The sequence below is a fragment of the Tractidigestivibacter sp. genome, from assembly GCF_050946515.1.
In the GTDB taxonomy this organism is placed as follows: Bacteria; Actinomycetota; Coriobacteriia; order Coriobacteriales; family Atopobiaceae; genus Tractidigestivibacter.
In genome coordinates this window covers 78,119-98,432 of sequence record NZ_JBMNUX010000002.1, presented here as the reverse complement: position 1 = coordinate 98,432, position 20,314 = coordinate 78,119, and the positions used below count along the sequence as shown (strand labels likewise).

At 62.4% G+C, this 20,314-nt stretch carries 16 protein-coding genes; 11 read left to right on the top strand and 5 right to left on the bottom strand.

Annotated features, from left to right (window positions below; genetic code table 11):
- The first annotated feature begins 38 nt into the window (after nt 1-38).
- The gene (gene holA / locus ACOYJL_RS01735; RefSeq protein ID WP_433568480.1) at nt 39-1,028 is read left to right on the top strand and encodes a DNA polymerase III subunit delta; all 990 of its coding nucleotides are present in this window, start codon (nt 39-41) and stop codon (nt 1,026-1,028) included.
- A gap of 278 nt (nt 1,029-1,306) precedes the next feature.
- On the opposite strand, the gene rpsT is transcribed toward holA, so the two are convergent.
- Entirely contained in the window at nt 1,307-1,570 is a 264-nt protein-coding gene (gene rpsT / locus ACOYJL_RS01730; protein ID WP_433568479.1) for a 30S ribosomal protein S20, read from the bottom strand.
- A gap of 298 nt (nt 1,571-1,868) precedes the next feature.
- Between rpsT and lepA the strand changes: the two genes are divergently transcribed.
- Both lepA and ACOYJL_RS01720 read left to right on the top strand, forming a co-directional pair.
- Nucleotides 1,869-3,680 (top strand): translation elongation factor 4, encoded by a 1,812-nt coding sequence (gene lepA / locus ACOYJL_RS01725; protein WP_433568478.1) that lies wholly within the window; start codon nt 1,869-1,871, stop codon nt 3,678-3,680.
- The gene (locus ACOYJL_RS01720; protein ID WP_433568477.1) at nt 3,677-4,753 is read left to right on the top strand and encodes a tRNA dihydrouridine synthase; all 1,077 of its coding nucleotides are present in this window, start codon (nt 3,677-3,679) and stop codon (nt 4,751-4,753) included. Before lepA ends, ACOYJL_RS01720 begins: the two co-directional genes overlap by 4 nt.
- Before the next feature lie 35 nt (nt 4,754-4,788).
- Here the strand turns inward: ACOYJL_RS01720 and ACOYJL_RS01715 are convergent, their stop codons facing one another.
- The gene (locus tag ACOYJL_RS01715) at nt 4,789-5,796 is read right to left on the bottom strand and encodes a LacI family DNA-binding transcriptional regulator (protein WP_433568476.1); all 1,008 of its coding nucleotides are present in this window, start codon (nt 5,794-5,796) and stop codon (nt 4,789-4,791) included.
- 344 nt (nt 5,797-6,140) lie between these two features.
- Between ACOYJL_RS01715 and ACOYJL_RS01710 the strand changes: the two genes are divergently transcribed.
- The 7 genes from ACOYJL_RS01710 (at nt 6,141) to ACOYJL_RS01680 (ending at nt 13,537) form a co-directional block, all read left to right on the top strand.
- Nucleotides 6,141-7,565: a PTS fructose transporter subunit IIC gene (locus ACOYJL_RS01710; protein ID WP_433568475.1), complete on the top strand. Its 1,425-nt coding sequence runs from the start codon at nt 6,141-6,143 to the stop codon at nt 7,563-7,565.
- A 131-nt stretch (nt 7,566-7,696) separates the two neighbouring features.
- Complete coding sequence (locus ACOYJL_RS01705; RefSeq protein ID WP_433568474.1) at nt 7,697-8,974, top strand: class II D-tagatose-bisphosphate aldolase non-catalytic subunit; 1,278 nt, start codon at nt 7,697-7,699, stop codon at nt 8,972-8,974.
- Nucleotides 8,975-9,062: 88 nt separating this feature from the next.
- Nucleotides 9,063-9,749: a transaldolase family protein gene (locus ACOYJL_RS01700; RefSeq protein WP_433568473.1), complete on the top strand. Its 687-nt coding sequence runs from the start codon at nt 9,063-9,065 to the stop codon at nt 9,747-9,749.
- A 112-nt stretch (nt 9,750-9,861) separates the two neighbouring features.
- A complete protein-coding gene (locus ACOYJL_RS01695) occupies nt 9,862-10,683 on the top strand; it encodes a transketolase (RefSeq protein ID WP_433568472.1) in 822 nt (273 codons plus the stop codon).
- A 3-nt stretch (nt 10,684-10,686) separates the two neighbouring features.
- On the top strand, nt 10,687-11,628 hold the full coding sequence (locus ACOYJL_RS01690; protein ID WP_433568471.1) for a transketolase family protein: 942 nt from the start codon (nt 10,687-10,689) through the stop codon (nt 11,626-11,628).
- 67 nt (nt 11,629-11,695) lie between these two features.
- Nucleotides 11,696-12,151, top strand: a complete 456-nt coding sequence (locus ACOYJL_RS01685) for a PTS sugar transporter subunit IIA (RefSeq protein ID WP_433568470.1) — start codon at nt 11,696-11,698, stop codon at nt 12,149-12,151.
- A 162-nt stretch (nt 12,152-12,313) separates the two neighbouring features.
- A complete protein-coding gene (locus tag ACOYJL_RS01680; RefSeq protein WP_433568469.1) occupies nt 12,314-13,537 on the top strand; it encodes a coproporphyrinogen-III oxidase family protein in 1,224 nt (407 codons plus the stop codon).
- A gap of 6 nt (nt 13,538-13,543) precedes the next feature.
- On the opposite strand, the gene ACOYJL_RS01675 is transcribed toward ACOYJL_RS01680, so the two are convergent.
- The 3 genes from ACOYJL_RS01675 to ACOYJL_RS01665 all read right to left on the bottom strand — a co-directional run bounded on the left by ACOYJL_RS01675 (nt 13,544) and on the right by ACOYJL_RS01665 (nt 19,295).
- The gene (locus ACOYJL_RS01675; RefSeq protein WP_433568468.1) at nt 13,544-16,141 is read right to left on the bottom strand and encodes a PEP/pyruvate-binding domain-containing protein; all 2,598 of its coding nucleotides are present in this window, start codon (nt 16,139-16,141) and stop codon (nt 13,544-13,546) included.
- Nucleotides 16,142-16,359: 218 nt separating this feature from the next.
- Nucleotides 16,360-17,631, bottom strand: coding sequence for an MFS transporter (locus ACOYJL_RS01670; RefSeq protein ID WP_433568467.1), 1,272 nt, complete (start codon nt 17,629-17,631; stop codon nt 16,360-16,362).
- Nucleotides 17,631-19,295, bottom strand: coding sequence for a family 43 glycosylhydrolase (locus ACOYJL_RS01665; protein ID WP_433568466.1), 1,665 nt, complete (start codon nt 19,293-19,295; stop codon nt 17,631-17,633). The genes ACOYJL_RS01670 and ACOYJL_RS01665 overlap by 1 nt, the downstream gene beginning before the upstream one ends.
- Nucleotides 19,296-19,454: 159 nt before the next feature.
- On the opposite strand from ACOYJL_RS01665, the gene ACOYJL_RS01660 reads away from it, so the two are divergent.
- Nucleotides 19,455-20,270: an AraC family transcriptional regulator gene (locus ACOYJL_RS01660; protein ID WP_433568465.1), complete on the top strand. Its 816-nt coding sequence runs from the start codon at nt 19,455-19,457 to the stop codon at nt 20,268-20,270.
- Nucleotides 20,271-20,314: the final 44 nt, after the last annotated feature.

The window sequence follows — 20,314 nt, the reverse complement described above, 5'->3', positions numbered from 1 at the left end:
GGCAAAGTAGGACTCGTTCGGCAGCAAAGGGGGTTTCTATGGCCAAGAAGGGCAAGCTCCTTCCGGCATATCTGGTGGTAGGCGCGGACGAGCTCAAGCGCACGAAGACGGTTACGCACCTTAAGCGCTATCTCGAGGAGGGGCTCGACGTATTCAACCTTGAAGAGATTACCGCCTCTGGAGATACCGATGCGGCGGACCTTGTTGCGTCGCTAAACACGATGCCCGTTGGCAACGGACCGAGGATCGTGATCGTCTACAGCGCCGAGAAGCTGCCCAAACCTGCTTCGGAAGCAATCATCTCGTATCTTTCAAACCCCAACCCCAGCTGCACGCTGCTCGTCTGCTCCGAGTCACTCAAGAAGAACACTCGTCTCTACAAGGCACTCGCAAAAGTCGGGCCCCGCTCGGTCATCGATTGCACGCCGGCGACGCGAAGAGACCTTCCCAAAGAGGTCTCAAAGCTCGCCGCCGCATATCACCTTTCCATTGGCTGGGATGCCGCAACCGCGCTTGTTGACCGCGTGGGCGACTCAACCACCATGATTGACAACCAGCTAAAGATGCTCTCCCAGCTAAAAGGCGGCATGCCGGGCACCGTAACGGCAGCGGAAATCGAGGAGCATGTTGCGCGAACGGTTGAGGTGAAGCCCTGGGAGTTTCTGAAAATGCTTTCCGCGCGCGACCTCACCCGCTCGCTTCAGCTGTATGGGACGATCAGAAAGCAATGGCAACGTCCCGACTACGAGCGTACTGGCCTTCTGGTTCTTGTCACAGGTCGAGTGCGCGAGCTGATTTGCGCCCGTTCGCTTGACGGCAGGGGAGAGTCGCGCTCCCTCGCCCAGACGCTTGGAAAGAAGGACTGGCAGGTTAAGGGCTACACCTTGTGGGCAAGGGCGTTCGGTCCCGGAGAGCTCGAGGGCTGCCTGGCAGAATGCGCTGCATGCGAGCGAACCCTTAAGAGCTCAAGCGACGACCCGGACCTCGCGATGATTTCTCTAATCACCAAGATTTGCGGACGCGCCTAGGGGACGGCGTTTGACGGCGTTTCAGCTCTCGCACGCAACGTCGTCTCTGTCCTGTCGCACAACGAGGTGCGAGCCCCACGCAACGGCGCCGGCGTCCCACGCACTGCTCAACTGCCAGGTTGCGCGACTTCTGCAGCATCAGAGTCCGTGGCACCTGGCGGCCTGGGTGCCAGTAGGCGTTTCGCGGGACGAGGCGTGAAGAGGTGCGGAAATTCGGCAAAAGAATGGGCCCAGGCAGCACCCCGGGCCCATTCTTGCATTTCTTGCTGAGAGAGAAGCTACTTCATGGAGTTGACGAGCTTCTGAACGCCAGACTTGCGGTTGGAAGCCTGGTTCTTGTGGATGATTCCCTTGGAAGCCGCCTTGTCCAGCAGGCGACCAGCCTTGTTGGCCGCAGCCTGAGCGGCGTCCTTGTCGCCAGCCTCGACGGCGGCGCGAACGCCCTTGACGGCGGTCTTCAGCTCAGAACGGACGGCACGGTTGCGAATGCGTGCCTTCTCGTTAGTGATGATGCGCTTCTTCTGCGACTTAATGTTTGCCACGTGCGGTTCCTTTCAATCCCTATCTGTGAGGCCCCTGTTGAGGTGAGGAAGTGGGGTTCCGCACCCGACACGGCGAGGTCAACTTCGGCATTATAGCAGAGCTGAACTCGCAATGATGCTCGTTTCCCGCTGATATGGCTCGGGCCAGCCAATTTTCTAGGAGTTTTCACAGCTTGTCCAGCCTCCGCCTTGCTTGCAAGCGCCGTCGCGCCATGACCTCTCGGCAAGACCTTGGATTCCTCAGGTCAAAGCTGCCCAACAGGGCGAAAGGCAAAGTCTATGCGCTATCATGTCTCGCATGGACAAGACAGATATCTCACACATCAGGAACTTCTCAATCGTGGCCCATATCGACCACGGGAAGTCCACCATATCCGACCGCATCCTCGAGCTCACGCATACCGTGGACGAGCGCGACCTCACGTCGCAGATGCTCGACTCCATGGACATCGAGCAGGAGCGTGGCATCACCATCAAGAGCAATGCCGTGCGCGTGATCTATGACGCGGACGATGGCGACAAGTACGAGTTCAACCTCATCGACACCCCCGGGCACGTGGACTTCACCTATGAGGTCAGTCGCTCGCTCGCTGCCTGCGAGGGAGCCGTGCTCGTTGTGGACGCCACGCAAGGCGTCGAGGCCCAGACCGTCTCGAACGCCACGCTCGCCATGAACGCCAACCTCGACATCGTGCCTGCCATCAACAAGATCGACCTCCCCTCGGCGCATCCCGACGAGGTCAAGGAGGAGATCGAGGAGGACCTCGCCATTCCTGCCGACGACGCCGTGCTCGTCTCGGGCAAGACCGGCGAGGGCATCCACGACCTGCTCGAGGCCATCGTCTATCTGATTTCTCCCCCCAAGGGGGACGCCAGCGCGCCGCTCAAGGCGTTGATTCTCGACTCGTACTTCGACGAGTACCGTGGCGTGATCGCTACGGTGCGCGTCTTTGACGGCACGATCAAGAAGGGCGACCAGCTCAAGATGATGGCGCTTGGCGACGAGTTCCTCTGCGACGGGGTGGGCTGCAAGCGCCCGCTCGAGACGCCGCTCGACGAGCTTGGCGTCGGCGAGGTGGGCTACGTTGTCACGGGCCTCAAGGACCCCGCGCTCGTGAAGACGGGCGACACCATCACCTATGCAGAGCGTCCATGCGCCGAGGCCTGCCCCGGCTACCACGAGGCAAAGCCTATGGTCTTCACGGGCCTCTTCCCGATTGACAACAAGGAGTACGAGAACCTTCGCGACGCCCTCGAGAAGCTGCGCGTGAACGACCCCTCGCTCACCTGGACCCCCGAGACGTCTGTGGCTCTTGGCTTTGGCTTCCGCGTTGGCTTTTTGGGCCTCTTGCATATGGAGGTCGTGAAGGAGCGCCTGGAGCGGGAGTTCAACCTCGACCTCATCGCCACGAGCCCGTCGGTGAACTACCACGTCTACAAGACCGACGGCTCCATGGTGGAGATCACGAGCCCCCAGGACCTCCCCGAGCCGACCAAGATCGACCACATCGAGGAGCCCTATCTCAAGGCGAAGGTCATCGTCCCGCCGGACTTCATGGGCGCCGTGATGCAGCTCGTGATTGACCACCGCGGCACCACCAACGACATGGTCTACCTCTCCGAGAAGTCCGTCGAGATTCACTTTGACATCCCGCTGGCAGAGCTCATCCTCGACTTCTTCGACCAGCTGAAGAGCCGCACGAAGGGCTATGCGAGCCTTGACTACGAGATGGGCGACTATCGCACCACCGACCTCGTGAAGCTGGACATCCTGCTCGCTGGCGAGGTCGTGGACGCGCTCTCGTTCATCGTACCCCGCGACAAGGCCTACACGATGGCGCGCGGCCTGTGCGACAAGCTCAAGGAGATAATCCCGCGCCAGCAGTTCGAAGTGCCCATCCAGGGCGCAATCGGCAACAAGATCATCGCGCGCTCCACCGTCAAGGCGGTGCGCAAGGACGTCTTGGCAAAGTGCTACGGCGGCGACATCTCGCGCAAGCGCAAGCTCCTCGAGAAGCAGAAGGAGGGCAAGAAGCGCATGAAGTCCATCGGCACGGTCGATGTGCCGCAGGAGGCCTTCCTGGCCGTCCTCAAGGTGGACGATCAATGACGAATGCCGAATGCGCCGCAGGCCAAAGCCCCTCAGACGTGCTTGCTGCGTGGGGCGGCCCTGCTCACGTCTCGCCGCAAATCGAGCCCTTCGCGGCCGGAGGGAGCCTTCTTGAGCGCCTTCAGAAGAACCCCTTCCTCATGGCGCCGATGGCGGGCGTCTCTGACGCGGCATACCGTCTGATGGCGCGCGCGGGAGGGGCGGCGCTCGCCTACACCGAGATGGTCTCGTGCGCCGGTCTTCACTATGGCGGCGAGAAGTCCTGGGAGCTCGTGGACCCGGCAGAAGCGGAGCCGGACCTTGCCGTGCAGCTCTTTGGCACCAAGCCCGAGCTCTTCCGAGAGGCGGCGGCAGGCGTTGCGCAGCGCCTGGGCGGCAAGCTCGCGCTCATCGACATCAACATGGCCTGCCCCGTGCCCAAGGTGACAAAGAAGGGGGAGGGCTCGGCCCTTCTCGACAATCCCGCGCTTGCCTCCGAGCTCGTGCGCGCCTGCATCGAAGAGACGGACGGGCGCGTTCCGGTGACGGTGAAGATCCGACGAGGCCGGCGCATGGGCGAGGAGGTTGCTCCCGAGTTCGCCCGTGCGATGGAGGCCGCGGGCGCGTCTGCGATTGCGATTCACGGCCGCTTTGCCGACCAGCTCTACCACGGAAGGGCCGACTGGGGAGCGATCACGCGCGTCGCGGATGCGGTGAACGTCCCCGTTATTGGCTCTGGCGATGTGACGGACGCCCGGGCGGCGGCTCGCATGGTCTCTCAGACCGGAGCCGCGGCGGCAATGATTGCCCGCGGAAGCTACGGCAACCCATGGATCTTCTCGGATGCAAGGCGGGTCCTTTCGGGCGAGAACCCCCCGCAGCACGGCGCGCGCGAGCGCGTGGCCGCGTTTCGCTGCCATGTGCGGCTCCTTGCCTCCACGGGCGCCAACTTGCGCCGGGCTCGGAGCCTTGCGGGATGGTATCTGCGCGGCATGCCCGAGGCAGCGTCGCTAAGAGGGAAGGCCGTGCACTGCGACACGCTTGAGGACTACCTCGCCGTGGCAGACGAGGCGGAGAGGCTCGCGTCAGTCTAGCGGGCCGCGCTGCCGCTCTCGCGTCCTCGCGTCGACTAAAGCGTCGACTCGCGCCAGCGCGTCTCGCAGCCGAGCATCCGCTGGCTTGGCGTGGCGTCGGGGTTCTCAAGCAGGCCAAGAAGCAGCGTGCAGGCGATTCTGCCCTCCTGCTCGACAGGCTCGACAATGGTGGAGATGCTTGGGTTGGTGAGGTCTGGCCATTCCTCGCTGCTCATTCCGAGAAGCCCAACGCTCTCTGGCATCAGCTCGCGCATCCCGGAAAGCGCCTTGAAGGTGGCCGCCAACGCCCAGGGATGAATGCAGAAGATGAGGGAACGGCGGTTGGTCTTGAGCCCGTACTCAAATCGGTGGCGCAGCTCTGGAATAGAGGGCCCCTTCTCGTCTATGGGGATAGTCTGGTACGTCAGCCCTCGCTCGGCGAGCGCATCCTCGAAGCCATGGATTCGATCCGCTCTTGTCCGCGCCTTCTCCGGGTCGGCGGCTATGACGAAGAACTCCTCGTATCCTTTGTCCACGCATGTCGCGATGGCGTCATAGACGCCCCCGTAAAGGTCGGTCTTCACCCACGTGCAGGAGAGGTCGGCGAGGTTGAAGTCGTAGAAGACGACGGGAATGCCAGCGTGCTCCAAGCGCTTTCTGACGCCTCGATAGCGCTTGGTCGGCTGGATAACAAATCCATCGACCCCCAAGGAGAGCATCTTCTCGACGTAGCTGCTCTCGACTGCCGGGTCGAAATGCGTGTCGCAGACGACGGTTTGGTAGCCCTTCTCGTGCGCGACCTCCTCGACGCCACGAACGAGCTGGCCCGCCCACAGATTGGTGTTGTTCTCGATGAGCACGGCGATGACCTTGGAGCTTCCCATTGAGAGGCCCTGGGCGCGTGCGTTGGGGGAGTACCCCGTCTCCTCAATGACCCGAGCGATTTTTGCCCTTGTCTGGTCGCTCATGCGGTCGTACTTCCCATTGATGTAGTGAGATACCGTCGCCGTGGAGGTTCCGGCGAGCTTGGCGATGTCGTTGATGGTCACTCGCTTCTCAGGCATGACCTCTCCTTCCGCATTCCTATCTATAGTACCAATTCACGATTCCTTCATATTGTTTGGCTCCCGAATGGTGGTTAACTCCACTTGCCGATTTAAGAAAATATTTCTTGACATTTTGAGAGTTATGAAATTCAAGAGAAATCGACCCTAGTTAAACGCTTGACGAAATAGGCAAACATAGGCATCTACCTGCGCGTTTGCCGAAATTGAATTGAGAATGCAGGCTCCAGACCCAATAATGTAGCCAAGCAAGTTGCTTGAGGGGCTGCCAGTGAAGCGATCGCGACGCAAACCGGCGAACGGTAGTTGGATGGGACTTTTTTGAGAGAAAAGAGGAGGAGAGGATGAAAGTAGTCGGGGTATGCGCTTGCACGGTCGGAATCGCTCACACCTACATGGCAAAGAAAGCAATCGAGGAGGAGTGCAAGAAGCGTGGTTTCGAATGCAAGGTAGAGGCTCAGGGTGGCCTCGGCATCGAGAACGCGCTGACCCAAGAGGACGTTGACTCCGCTGACGTGGTCATCTGCTCGATTGATGTGGGAATCGAAGGCGGAGACCGCTTTGAGCAGAAGCAGTCCGAAGGCAGGTACCTGAAGGTCGGGACCGCAGACACGATCTCTGACGTCAGCAAGGTCATGGACCAAGCGGTTGAGCTTGCGAAGGCCGCAGATGAGGCGGCGTCCCAAGGCAAGAAGGCGGGAATCTTCGACGATTTCGGCAAGACCCTGCTGAACGCGTTCAACACCGGCGTTTCGTACTTTATCCCTGTAGTCGTTATCGGTGGCGTGTTTCTCGCATTCTCGCTTGCATCCGGCACTGCCGGGGAAAGCGGCATGGAGATCACCAACCCGTTCATGAAGAACCTGAACCTGATCGGCACGGCCGGCATCAACATGATGATTCCCGTGCTGGCGGCCTACATCGCCTACTCGATAGCGGGCAAGCCTGCCTTGGGCCCGGGCTTCGTACTGGGATACCTTGTGAACAATCCTGTCGCGGTCGGCGACGTGAACGTCTCCACGGGATTTCTGGGCGCCATGGTCATGGCGGTGTTCGTGGGCTACTTCGTTCGCTGGATGAAGACCTGGAAGGTCAACTCCACGATCCAGACGATCATGCCCGTCCTCATCATCCCGATTCTGACCGCATTCGTCCTTGGCATGTTCTACATCTACGTGCTCGCCTATCCTCTGTCCCTTGTCATGGGATGGCTCACTGACGTCCTTGGCAGCCTGCAGGGTGGCTCCGCGGTCGTGCTCGGCATCGTCATCGGAATCATGACCGCGTTCGATATGGGCGGCCCAGTCAACAAGACGGCCTCGACCTTCACGATGGCACTCATGACCGCAGGCGTCTATGGACCCAACGGCATGTTCCGCGTGGCAGTCGCCATCCCGCCCATCGCTTGCGGCGTCGCAGCCCTTATCGCCCGCAACAAGTTTGACGCTGCCGACCAGCAAATGGGCATCTCCGCAATCTTCATGGGCTGCATCGGCATCACCGAGGGCGCCATCCCCTTCGCAGTCAAGGACTTCGGCCATGTCGCCCCTGGCATCTGCATCGGCTCCGCAGTGGGCGCCGCGCTGGCAGCGGCTCAGGGCATCGAGTGCTACGTTCCCCACGGCGGATTCATCGTGTGCATGGCCACCAACAACATCCCTCTCTACTGCCTCGACATCGTGATTGGCTCTGCCGTGGCCGCGGCAATCCTCATTGCCATGAAGCCGAAGCTGTCCGAGAAGGACGCCGAGCCTGAGCTCGCGAAGTAGCAGCCAGATGGGCGTGCGGCCCACATAGCCGGTCGGGTTAGCCGACCTCTTCAAACACCAAGCAAAAAGCAAAGCAACCAGCTTCCAGGCACGGCCCCAGGCGGCCGCGCTAGGGAAAGGAGTGTCTCAAAATGACCAAGAAACTCACCATCAACCAGGCGGTCAAGGGCATGCTCAAGCTTCAGGACACCGGAGACCACGCGACGATGCTCGGCATCGGGCCCATGTCATCCAACCTCCTGCAGGCGGCCTTCGAGCTCGCTCGCGACGAGGACTTCCCCCTGATGTTCATCGCCTCCCGCAACCAGGTGGACAAGGACGAGTTCGGCGCCGGCTACGTCAACGGCTGGGACCAGAAGCGCTTCGCCGCCGACATCAAGAAGGTCGCCGACGAGGTGGGCTACACGGGACCCTACTACCTCTGCCGCGACCACGGCGGCCCCTGGCAGCGCGACGAGGAGCGCAACGCCCACCTGCCCGAGGACGAGGCCATGGAGCTCGCCCGCAAGTCCTTCGTCGCCGACATCGACGCCGGCTTCGACCTCTTGATGGTCGACCCGACCAAGGATCCCTACCAGATCGGCAAGGTCATCCCGCTTGAGACCGTCCTTCGCCGCACCGTCGACCTGATCGACTACCTCGAGAAGTACCGTCGCGCCAACAACCTGCCCGAGGTTGCCTACGAGGTCGGCACCGAGGAGACCAACGGCGGCCTGACCACCACCGAGAAGTACGAGGAGTTCATCTCCAAGCTCAAGCCCGAGCTCGAGAAGCGCGGCTGCCCGATGCCCACCTTCATCGTCGGCCAGACCGGAACCCTCACGCGCCTCACCGAGCAGGTAGGCCACTACAACTACCAGAACGCCCGCGCACTGGCCGACATGGCAAAGCGCTACGGCGTCGGCCTGAAGGAGCATAACGCCGACTACCTCGACGACGTCACCCTTCTCGAGCACATTCCCGCTCACGTGACCGCCTCCAACGTCGCGCCCCAGTACGGCACCGAGGAGACCCGGGCCTATCTGAAGCTCTGCCAGGTAGAGCAGCTGCTCGTGGACAACGGCCTGTGCGACGACCCGTCCGACCTCAAGAACGTCCTGCTCGTCAAGGCCATCAAGACCGAGCGCTGGCGCAAGTGGATGACCGGCGACGACGTCAACCTGCAGGTCGACGACATCCTGGCCAACGAGGAGCTCTCCCTCAAGATTCTGGACATCTCCGGCCACTACGCCTTCAACGACCCCGAGGTCAAGGAGCAGATCGCAAAGCTCTACAAGAACCTCGCCGCACAGGACATCGACGGCCAGCGCTTCGTCGTCGAGCACATCAAGCGTCCGCTGCGCCAGTACGTCGTGGGCCTCAACCTCAAGGGCGTCACCACGCGCATCGAGAAGGTGCTCGAGGCCTAAAGGAGCTTCTCCTGCCTCGCTTTAGCTCGAATCAACGCGAGCTCTTTGCAAGAAACGTTTGCACGATATCGAAGAAAGGGGAAACACCATGAAGTTCTTCATCGACACCGCCGACCTGGACGAGATCAAGCAGGCAGCCAGCTGGGGCATCCTCTCCGGCGTCACCACCAACCCGACCCTCTATTCCCGCACGGGCGGCAAGCTCGCCGACTTCGAGCCCCACATGGTCAAGATCTGCCAGATTGTGGGCAAGGACGTGCCCGTCTCCGCAGAGTCGACCGCCGAGACCACCGAGGACATGATCGCCGAGGGTCGTCGCCTCGCCGCGCTCGCGCCCAACATCGTCGTGAAGCTGCCGATTTGCGAGGAGAGCCTGCCTGCCACGCACCAGCTCGCCTCCGAGGGCATCCGCGTCAACATGACGCTCGTCTTCTCCGCAGCCCAGGCCCTTCTCGCCGCGCGTGCCGGAGCCCGCTACATCAGCCCCTTCGTCGGCCGCTTCGACGACATCGCCGAGGACGGCATCGACCGCCTGAACGACGTCGTGACCGCCGTCAAGAACTACGAGTACGGCTACTGGGAGCAGGAGGGCGGCCCCGAGATCATCACGGCTTCCGTCCGCACGCCCAACCACGTCGTGAAGGCGGCCCTCATGGGCGCAGACATCGCCACCGTGCCCTTCGCCGCGCTCAAGAAGTGCGTGCACCATCCGCTGACCGACCGCGGCCTGGAGGGCTTCGCCAAGGACTGGGCCAAGGTCACCGGTCAGGCATAACGCGACGTCGCGGCTACGCAATGCATGACCTGTATGGCGGCAGGGGCACATGACCGCTCCCGCCGCCTTTTTCTAGAAACCACAGCGTGTGTACCAAGAGGGGAGAAAGACGATGAATGACCAAGAGCTCGCGCGCACGGCAAACGAGGTCCGCAAGGGCGTCGTCACCGCAGTCCACGCGGCCAAGTCCGGCCACCCGGGCGGCTCGCTCGGCGCGGCCGACATCCTCACCTACCTCTACTTCGAGGAGATGGACGTCGACCCGAACGACCCGAGAAACCCTCGGCGCGACCGCTTCGTGCTCTCGAAGGGGCACTGCGCGCCCGCGCTCTACGCGGTTCTCGCCGAGCGTGGCTACTTCCCCAAAGGCGAGCTGGAGACGCTGCGCCACGTCGGGAGCCGCCTGCAGGGCCACCCCAACATGAACGATCTGCCCGGCGTGGACATGAGCACCGGCTCGCTCGGGCAAGGGATCTCGGCGGCGGTCGGCATGGCCTTCGGGGCGCGCCAGTGGGGGATGGGCTATAGGACCTATGCCCTGCTCGGCGACGGAGAGTGCGAGGAGGGCGAGGTCTGGGAGGCGGCGATGCTCGCCGGCAACCTGGGCCTGGACAACCTCTGCGTCGTCGTCGACCACAACGGCCTGCAGATAGACGGCCCCATAGAGGAGGTCAACTCGGCGATGCCCATCGCGGACAAGTTCCGCGCCTTCAAGTTCCACGTGGTGGAGGTCGCCGACGGCCACGACTTCGGCCAGCTGCGCGCCGCCTTCGCCGAGGCGAGGGCCACCAAGGGGAAGCCCACCTGCATCGTGGCAGAGACGGTGAAGGGCAAGGGCGTCTCGTTCATGGAGAACCAGGTGGGCTGGCACGGCAAGGCCCCCAACGACGAGCAGTACGAGCAGGCCATGGCCGAGCTCGCTAAGGAGGCGTAGACGATGGCAGACGTGAAGAAGATTGCCACGCGCGACAGCTATGGCAACGCCCTTGTGGAGCTGGGTGCCGAGCACGACGACTTTGTGGTGCTCGACGCCGACCTGGCCGCTGCCACCAAGACCGCAAAGTTCAAGGCCGCCTATCCCGAGCGCTTCTTGGACTGCGGCATCGCCGAACAGAACATGATGGGCGTGGCCGCAGGCATCGCCACGACGGGGCACAAGGTTTTCGCCAGCAGCTTCGCGATGTTCGCCGCCGGGCGCGCCTTCGAGCAGGTCAGGAACTCCATCGGCTACCCGCATCTGCACGTCGTCATTGGCGCCACGCACGCCGGCATCTCGGTGGGAGAGGACGGCGCCACGCACCAGTGCTGCGAGGACATCGCCCTCATGCGCACGATTCCTGGCATGACCGTGATCGTGCCCTCCGACGACGTCGAGACGCACGCCGCCGTGCGCGCCGCCTACGAGGCGGAAGGTCCTGTCTACCTGCGGCTTGGTCGCCTTGCGGCGCCGGTCGTTCACGACAGGGCAGACTACCGCTTTGAGGTGGGGAAGGGCTTTGTGGAGAGGAGCGGCTCCGATGTGACGCTTGTTGCCTGCGGTCTCATGGTGCCTGCGGCGCTGGAAGCGGCCGAGACGCTTTCCGGCGAGGGAATCTCCTGCGAGGTCATCGACATGCACACGATAAAGCCGCTCGACGCGGACCTCTTGTGCGAGTCTGCCGCCAAGACTGGCCACGTGGTGACCGTGGAGGAGCATTCGGTGATTGGCGGTCTGGGCGAGGCGTGCGCCTCGGTGCTCTCGGAGCGCTGCCCTGTGCCAGTGCGCAAGGTGGGCGTGAACGACACGTTTGGCGAGTCTGGCCCTGCCGTCGAGCTGCTGCACAAGTACGGCCTGGATGCAGATTCCGTGGTCGTGCGGGTGCGCGACTTCTTGAAGTAGGCGCCCGGTGCGCTCGGTCGCCAATGAGGCAAAGAGATCAATTGAGGTATTGAGAGGAGCATCACATATGGACACGTTCATCACCAAGGACAACGTCCTTCTCCATCAGCGGGCAAGCTCCAGGGACGAGGCCTTGCACACGATTTCCGAGCTCGCCGTGAAGCTTGGCGTCGCGAAAGATGTCGACAGCGTTTACCAGGGGTTTCTTGCTCGCGAGGGGATAGACCAGACGGGCATGGGCGATGGCTTTGCCATCCCTCACTGCAAGACGGCGGCAATCGAGAAGGCGTCGCTTGTCGTCTTCAAGAATGAGACGCCGCTTCAGTGGCCGAGCCTTGACGGAAAGCCTGTCGACATCGCCATGGCGCTTCTCGTCCCCGAGGCAGAAGCCGGCACCACGCATCTGCGACTGCTTGCGAAGGCCGCCACGCTGCTTATGGACGACGGCTTCAAGAAGCTGCTGCGCGAAGGCGATGACGCCTCGGCGATCGCCGACGCCATCAACCAGGCCCTTTCCGAATAGGCGAGGCCCATCGCTGTCCTCTGACCTAGGAGGCAGCCCGTACAATAGCCTTCCCCCTCAAGCGCGTTGCGGGGCCGGACCTTCCGGCCCCGCACGCTTATTTTTGCGGAGGCTGTAAACGTATACTTCAAGAGGCTCTGGAACCACATCTTGAGGAGGCTTATGGCGGAAAGCTGGGATGTGAGGCTGCACCTGCCGTCGGCGCAGGCACTCTACCTGCATGTGCCATTCTGCAAGAGGAAGTGCGCCTACTGCGACTTTGCCTCGTGGGGAACGCCCTGCGACGACCCGCTTATGGGGGGCTACGAGCGCTCCCTTGAGAGGCTCGTTTCCGAGGCGCGCGACCTTGGGCTTCTCGATGGCTGCAAGACGGCATACGTGGGCGGCGGCACGCCGAGCTATCTCGGAGAGGGGCTCGTCTCGCTTGTGTCGTGCGTGAAGGGCGCGGCGCCCCAGATCAGGGAGCTCACCTGCGAGGCCAACCCTGACTCGCTTTCTGATGCGCTCCTGTCATGGCTTGTCACTGCAGGCGCCACGAGAGTCTCGATTGGCGTCCAGAGCCTTGATGACGAGGAGCTTGCTCAGTTGGGTCGAATCCACACTGCCGCGCAGGCGTGCAAGCGCGTTGCCGCGGCGGTGGCGAGCGGCCTTGACGTCTCATGTGACCTCATGTGCGCGATTCCGCTTCAGACTCGCGAGAGCTGGGAGGCAACGCTCGAGCAGGCGCTCTCTCTTGGCGTGGGACATGTGAGCGTCTATCCGCTGGTAATAGAGGACGGCACGGCGCTTGCCCGTCGCGTGGGCGACTCAAACCCCGCGTGGAACGATCCCGACGTGCAGGCGGAGCGCATGGAGCAGGCGCGCTCGATTATCGAGAAGCACGGCCTTTCTCGCTATGAGGTGGCAAGCTACGCCTTGCCTGGCTGCCAGTGCCGCCACAACGTAGCCTACTGGACAGGCGTTCCCTATCTGGGCCTTGGCACGGGCGCGGCCAGCATGCTCTCGGCTGAGGGCTACTTGAGGCTCCTTGAGGCTTGTCCCCACCTTGAGGCTCTACCTCAGGGTAAGTCTCGCGTGAGGCTTACCGTGACCAGCAGCCCCGTCGAGCTCGCGGATGCCCGATGCCTGGACGATCTAGCCTTTGACCTCGAGTTCTTGAGCGAGCGAGAGGCTGCGGCCGAAGACCTCATGCTTGGCGCGCGCCTTACAGCTGGACTTGAACCTTCGCTTGTCAATCATGCCCGCAAGCTTATCGGAGAGCGGCTTGACGCCACGCTCGACGACCTTGTCGCAGACGGCTACCTTGACGGGGCGCTTCGCCCCACCAAGCGAGGATGGCTTTTGGGAAACGAGCTCTACGGGCGGCTTTGGGACCTCGCCTCGTAGGGTCGCCTAGAGAGGCCTATCGAAGGCAATTAGGGTGCGGCCGCTCATCATGTCGTGCCGAAGCTTTAGCTCTTTGCCGCGCACGTCGAGAAGGTGTATTGCGGCAGCGACGTCCTCGTCCTTCTCGCTGGCCCTAAGCGAAAGCTCGGGCAGGCCATCGAGAGAGCCCAGGTCTAAGGTCGTGCCGTGGTCGTTCCCCAGGACGGCGCAGTAGAGGATGTTTGCCTCCACGAGGTCTTGGAACATGTGGCTTCCATAGGAGAGCTCAGGCGAGAACCCTTCCTTCGCGTCCGCATACTCGACGATCGCCGAGAAGGGCGCAATCTCCGCGAAGCTGACCCCTACGCCCAGATCGGGCGACGAGGTGCCTATCCTTCCCGGCGAGATGAGCAGGGCCGTCGCGCTCTCGCGCTTGGCGATGGCGCCGGCCTCGCCCACGGCGCGCGCTACGGCGAGCTTCTTGGCGTAGGGGCAGTCGTGGTAGCCCTTCGCGTCGACGTAGCAGACGAGCCCAATCTTCTCGTCCACGGAGTTTCCCATAGACGTGGAGGACGAGCGCAGAAGCGTGGGCCCGGCGGTCACGTCCGGGATGTCCACATTCGCGCTCCCAGAGAGAGACTGCAGCGGTCGGCACTGCAGGAGGTTGATGACGAACTCGCCGGCGTCGCCCTCCGTCTCGCCCACGTTGACCGTGAACTCGATGTCGACGGGGTAGTCGTAGGCCGTCCTGAGCGCCTTGAGGACGGCCGACATCGCCTTCGTGAAGCGGCGGTTCGCGGCCAGGCCCGCGCACGAGGCAAAGAGGACCTCTTTGGTCTGCCCGCGGCTGCGCAGGCTCTCCTCGGCCGAGCGGTCATGCTCCATCACGGCGCGCTTTGCGATTCCGGGCATGTAGGAGGCCACCTCGGTGCAGTCGCGCTCGACGAAGGCGTTGGCGTTGAGGTCGATGAGGTCGCAGGTGCGCTGCGAGAAGCGGTGGCGCTCGGCGTCGGTGGTCATCGTCGTGGCCGTCGGCCTGTCGAGGCTCACGATGCGCGGGTAGTCGCGCCCGGTGCGGTCGACGGCCTTGGTGCCCAGGCCCATGACCAGGCGAAGCATCCCCGCGTCGGGGTCCATGTCGGGAAGCCAGCGGTAGGCGCTCCTGGAGTAGCCGATGCCCGCCGCCGTGGGCATGAAGAGCCCGTCGCCGTAGCGCGAGCCGCTCACGCGCTGCACGAGCAGCGCCATCTGCTCCTCCGAGGCATCCAGCCCGTTGAGCTTGCGGTACTCCAGCGCGGAGGGGTTCATCGTCGACGCGTAGACGATCTTGACCGCGTGCTCGAACTCCGAGAGGCGCTCCGCCGGCGAGCCGAGGTTGGGGAGGAAGACCGAGTCGTACTTTCCCGCGAAGGCGTTGCCAAAGCCGTCCTCGAGGTAGCTCGACGAGCGCACGATGATGGGGCACTGCCCGTAGTAGTCGAGGATGCGCGAGAACGCCTGGCGGATTTCGGCGGGAAACTCGCCTTCCTCGATGCCCCGCCTGAGCTGCGGCGCGACCGAGAAGTAGCCATCCCCCCGCTGTTCCATGCGCAGCGGCCACAGGCCGTTTTCCACGATGAAGGTGTAGAAGACGTCGGTGCCGACGTAGAAGGAGTCGTGCGGCTCGAAGAGCCCTGCGAGGTCGGGCAGCTCCCTCTCGACGATCTTTCGCGCGAGCAGCATGCCGCACGCCTTGCCGCCGACCATGCCGGTCCCCACCATGCGGCGGCGCACGTCAAAGTAGTCGGGGGCCGTGAAGTAGCGCTTCACGAGCTCGCGCATGCGCTTGTCCTTGGTCATCATCATGTTGCACATGCGCGCGAGCGTCGTCTCTGGCAGCTCGCCATGCTCAAAGTCCTCGCGGGCGCGCGAGAAGAAGCGGTCCCATGAGTCTACGTTCCTATCGGGCGCGTCCTGCATCTCTTCGCTCATGCGCGTGTAGAAGCGGCTCGTGTCGACGCCTGCGGTGAGCGTCCTGACCTCGCCTGTCCCAAGGTCGAGGCGATGCGGGAGAAACATGGTGGGCGAGTAGCGGTTCCAGACCTTGAGCGGGTGCACGAACAGGCCGCCCTCGTCGGGCATCACGTCGATGAGCAGCTGCGTCGTGTCGCGGATCTTGGCGATAGCGGCGAAGGAGTGCTCGCCGCGAATCACTGGGAAGTACGCGACGGTGTCAAGCTCGAAGAGGTAGGGGCAGGTGAGGCGGAAGAAGTTGCCCATCGTCATGTCCGCCGACCAGGCAACCTGCAGGTCGGACAGGCTGTCAAAGACGTAGAAGGCGTCCCGCCCCTCATGGCTTATTACGTCGTGGGCCTGCGCCGTGAAGGTCTCGAAGCCGCGGAGCGGGTCCAGCCGGTATTCCCTCACGCCGGGCGCGTTCTCAGGAACCAGCCGCGAGTGCGAGGCGAAGCGCATGTAGACGAGGTTCCTGCCGTCAGAGGTGGCCTGGCGTACGAAGGCATCGCAGATGGGGCGGAAGTCGTCGAGCGACGACACCTGCCAGACCACGTTGTCGCCCATCCTGATGTTGTCGAGCGCGCGGTCAAGACCCTCGATGCCGCAGCTTACGCGGTCAAACGCTGCCATGGCGACCTCCTTTGCCGGAGTCTTTTTACAATGATAGCCCCCGGGAGCGCGCATGCGGTCCCTCTTTGAGCGTTCGAGGGATTGGCATAGGGAAGTCCAGGAGGACCTCATGGCGGCGCGATGGGGCCGGATTCGAGAGAGAAAGCCGAGGCGCGCCGCTCCTTTCAGGGCAGCGCGCCTCTCCGGATGGAAGCTCTTGGTTCCTGCGCTCGGCAGCCTTAGCGCTTCACGGAGCGGATGCTCAGCATGCAGATGCCGCCGATGAGCGAGAAGACGATTGAGACGAAGAACACGCCTGCGTAGCCAACCGTGCTGATGACGGCGGCGGCGATGATCGGCGCGATGGCCTGGGTCACGGTGTTGCCGAGGTTATAGACGCCTAGGAAGAAGCCGACGCTGTTCTTGTCGGGAATCACGCGGAGGTTGAGCAGGTTGTCGAGGGAGTTCCAAAGCCCCATGCCAAGACCTGCGAACACGGCGTAGAGCACGATGCCGGCCGTGCTGCGGATGAAGAACATGCAGAGGGCGGCGATAGCCAGAAAGATCGTGGAGAAGCCGACGGGAAGCTTCAGCAGGTGGAGCTTGTCCGATGCGGGGCCGGCGAGAAATCCCATCGCGATGCCGAAGGCGAGCATGACCGTGTTGATGAGCTGGATGGACGACTGGGTCGCGTCGCCGAGCATGAGGTAGTCGGTCATGATGTAGAGGATGTAGCCGGTGATGGCGAAGTTGCCCACGCCCTGGAAGAGCTTCGCGATAAGGGCGAGGTAGTAGTCGCGTCCGACAGACCATGACGGGAAGACGTTCATAGAGCCCTTGCCGGGCTTCTTCTCCTTTGCCTTGCCAGCGTCTGCCTCCGGGGCTTCGTCGAGGTTGGAGGGCTCGTGCACGATGAGCACGGCGATGAGCACGCCGACGAAGCAGATGATGCCAAAGATCACGAAGCCGAGGCGGTACTGGCTCAAGAACAGCGCGCCGATGACGTTGAAGCCGTTGTTGCCGAGCGCCATGCCCAGCCCGCCGTATGCCGACGAGGCGGCTCCCTTGCCGTCCTCGGGCGCAAAGTCGATCCATGCCACCATGGGCGCCACGATGAAGTTGAGGGCCGCCTGGCCGACCATCCACATCGCGAGAAGAACGGGGATGGTGGGGGAGAAGGAAGCAAGTATCATCGCGACCATGAAGCAGGCTGCGCCGCCCATGATCCAGGGCGCGCGCTTGCCGAAGCGCGAGTGCGTCCGGTCTGAGAGGCCACCGGCAATCATGTTGGAGATTGCAGCAACGATCATGCCGAGCGTTGAGAAGAGGGCGACTGTCGCAACCTTGTTCGCGGGGTCAAGCTCCTGAATGAGCGAGGGCAAAAACAGGCTGTTCATGACCACGTAGGGGCTGAGCCAGGAGCCAGGACCTATGACGAGCGCTGGTAGGAGCCGCTTGAGCGGAATGACCACCTTCTTCTCAACGGCTTCGGTCTTTTCGGTGTCTGCCATTACCTGTCGCCTCCAAAGTTGTTCTTGACCGTGTAGTAGAAGAAGCTGCCGTAGGAGTCATGCTGGTGAGCGTCAACCGCGCCGATGAAGTTGAATAGGCCCGTGAAGCCGCCGATTTCTCCGGGCTCTCCGTTGACGCCCTCGTCAGAGAGGTAGTCAACGTCGAAGTCGCCGCAAATCTGGGTCCACGCGTCGCCATCGGCCAGGCGATAGTAAATCGAGGCGACGCCATAGTTGTAGACGATTCGAATCTGTGCGGCGCCATCCGGAACGGGGACCTCGTAGAACTCGTGGTCTATGCGGGCGCCAAGCTTTGCCTGCAGCACGCGAAGAACCGTGCTCTTCTCGTCGTTGGCAAGGCAGAGGCGAGCGTAGAGCCAGTTGTTCGAGTCGTAGTAGAGCCCGAGGCCTGCGGCCTGGGAGTAATGGGTGGGATGGAACTCCACCTTGGTCTCGACGGTGTAGTCCATCGACGTGGCGCGGGTCGCCATGATCGAGGGGTTCACCTGAGAGAAGAAGGAGTTGCGACCAAAGATCTTGAGCACGCCGTCCTCAGAGTCGTCTATCCATTCGTCGGACTGCTCGCGGTAGGGCGTCATGAAGCGCAGGTCGTGCTTGGTGCCCTCGAAGTGGTCGTCGATGTCGAAGCGCGTGAAGTCCTGCTCCACGTCGCCGGCGACCTCGACCTCCATCTTTGCGAGGTTTGAGCCGTCGGCCATGCGCAGCCACCCGTCCTGGGTCCAGGCAACCTTCTGAAGCGAGGTCTCGCGACCGAGCGGGTTCAGGAGCTTGCCGGGCAGGGGGCGCGACATAAGGTGCGCGATGTACCAGTCGCCGTTCGGGGTCGAGACGAGCGAGCCGTGGCCGGCCTTCTGCATGGCGGAGTGCGGGTTGAACATCTCGAAGTGGCCGGCGTCAGGGTCGCCAAGCGAGAAGAGGTGCGCGGGCTGCGAGGTCACGATGGGCTCGCCGGTGGGGTCGCCCTCGTAGGGGCCAAAGACGCCCTTGGAGCGTCCGACCTCGATGCCGTGGCCATAGCCGGTGCCGCCGGAGGCAAGCAGCAGGTAGTAGTAGCCATCATGCTTGTAGAGCTGGGGTGCCTCGACGCAGCCGCGGGTGGTGAAGCCTTGGGTCACGCGATGCCACTCGCCCATGGTGCCGCTCTCAAGGTCCACCTCGGCAATCACAATGTGACCGGGAGCCTGGTGGCGGTCGCGGGTCTCCCACTCAAGGATTGAGACGTAGTGCCTGCCGTCCTCGTCGTGGAACAGCGATGGGTCGAAGCCAATCGAGGTGAGGTAGATGGGCTTAGACCAGGGTCCCAGGATGCTGTCTGCGCACATGGCGTATGAGTCTGAGTTGAACTCGCGGCCAGCCATGTTCTGCATGTGGGAGTAGCAGAGCCAGAACTTCCTGGTTGCCTTGTCATAGGACAGGTGCGGTGCCCAAATGCCTGCGGGGGTGTTGGTGCCGCGGAGGTTGACCTCGCCCTTGGTCAGCGCGTAGCCGATGAGGTCCCAGTTTGCAAGGTCGGTCGAGTGGAAGATCTGCACAGCCGGGTTCCAGTGGAATGTTGAGGTGGCAAGATAATAATCATCACCAACTCTGAGGATTGACGGGTCCGGGGCCATGCCGGGGATTACGGGATTCATGAACGTGCCCATTGCTTCTCCTCTCACATCTACCTGCTTCTTTGCCCTTCCTTATCGTGCTGGCTGTGATGGTAGTACGGAGAGTTTCAGCAAAATACCAGCAGCAGCTTTCATGACAGGGGAGTACTATATTGAGGTAAGAAAAGTAAGGTTTCATGAATACGAGGATCGATGTCTGACCTTCACCACGAGAGCGTGATTCCAAACAGAAGGAATGGGGTGCGCTTCTACTATTCAGACAAGCCGATGAGCGAGTACGTCCCGTTTCATTGGCACAACAGTCTCGAAGCGGTCTGCGTCCTCGACGGGCACCTGCGCTTTCGTATTGACGGGAGGCAGCTGCATGTGCGCGACAACCAGTTTGCCCTCGTCCCTTCGGGCGCAATCCACGACGTGGCGAGCACGCCCAACCATGCCTATGTGCTGCAGGTGCCCCTGCGCGTCGTAAGGACCTTCTGCGAGCATCCCGAGCAGGCGGTCTTTCAGAACGGCCGCACGGACAGGCCGGAGTATGCGCAGGTAGTAGAGAACTTCAAGGCAATGGGTGACATTATTGGTCGGAAGGACCCGGGTGCCGGCTTTGACTTCGAGATCTGCCTTCTCAACGTCCTCAAGAGCATGTTCACGACCTTCCGAGCTCCGGTGGAGAACACCAAGCCATCGGACAGCGTCAAGGAGATCATCGTCTTTCTGCACGAGCATGTCACGGAGCCCGTCCGCGTGGACGAGCTCGCAGACATCTTTGGGTACAACCCCAGCTACCTCTCGCGCATGTTCAAGCAGCAAACGGGGGTCTCGCTCGTGAGCTATGCCTACGAGGTCAAGGTCAACCGCCTGCACGACGACCTCTTGAACACCGACGAGAGCGTCGGCGCTCTCATGGAGAAGTACAACCTCTCGAATCCGCGCAACACGCGCGAGGTGTTCAAGCGCCTCTATGGGATGCTTCCGAAAGACGTACGCAAGCGAACGCCAAAGGTCTCCTGAGACAGGAGGCTCAAGGACATGCGGATTGCGGCGCTTGCGCGTTG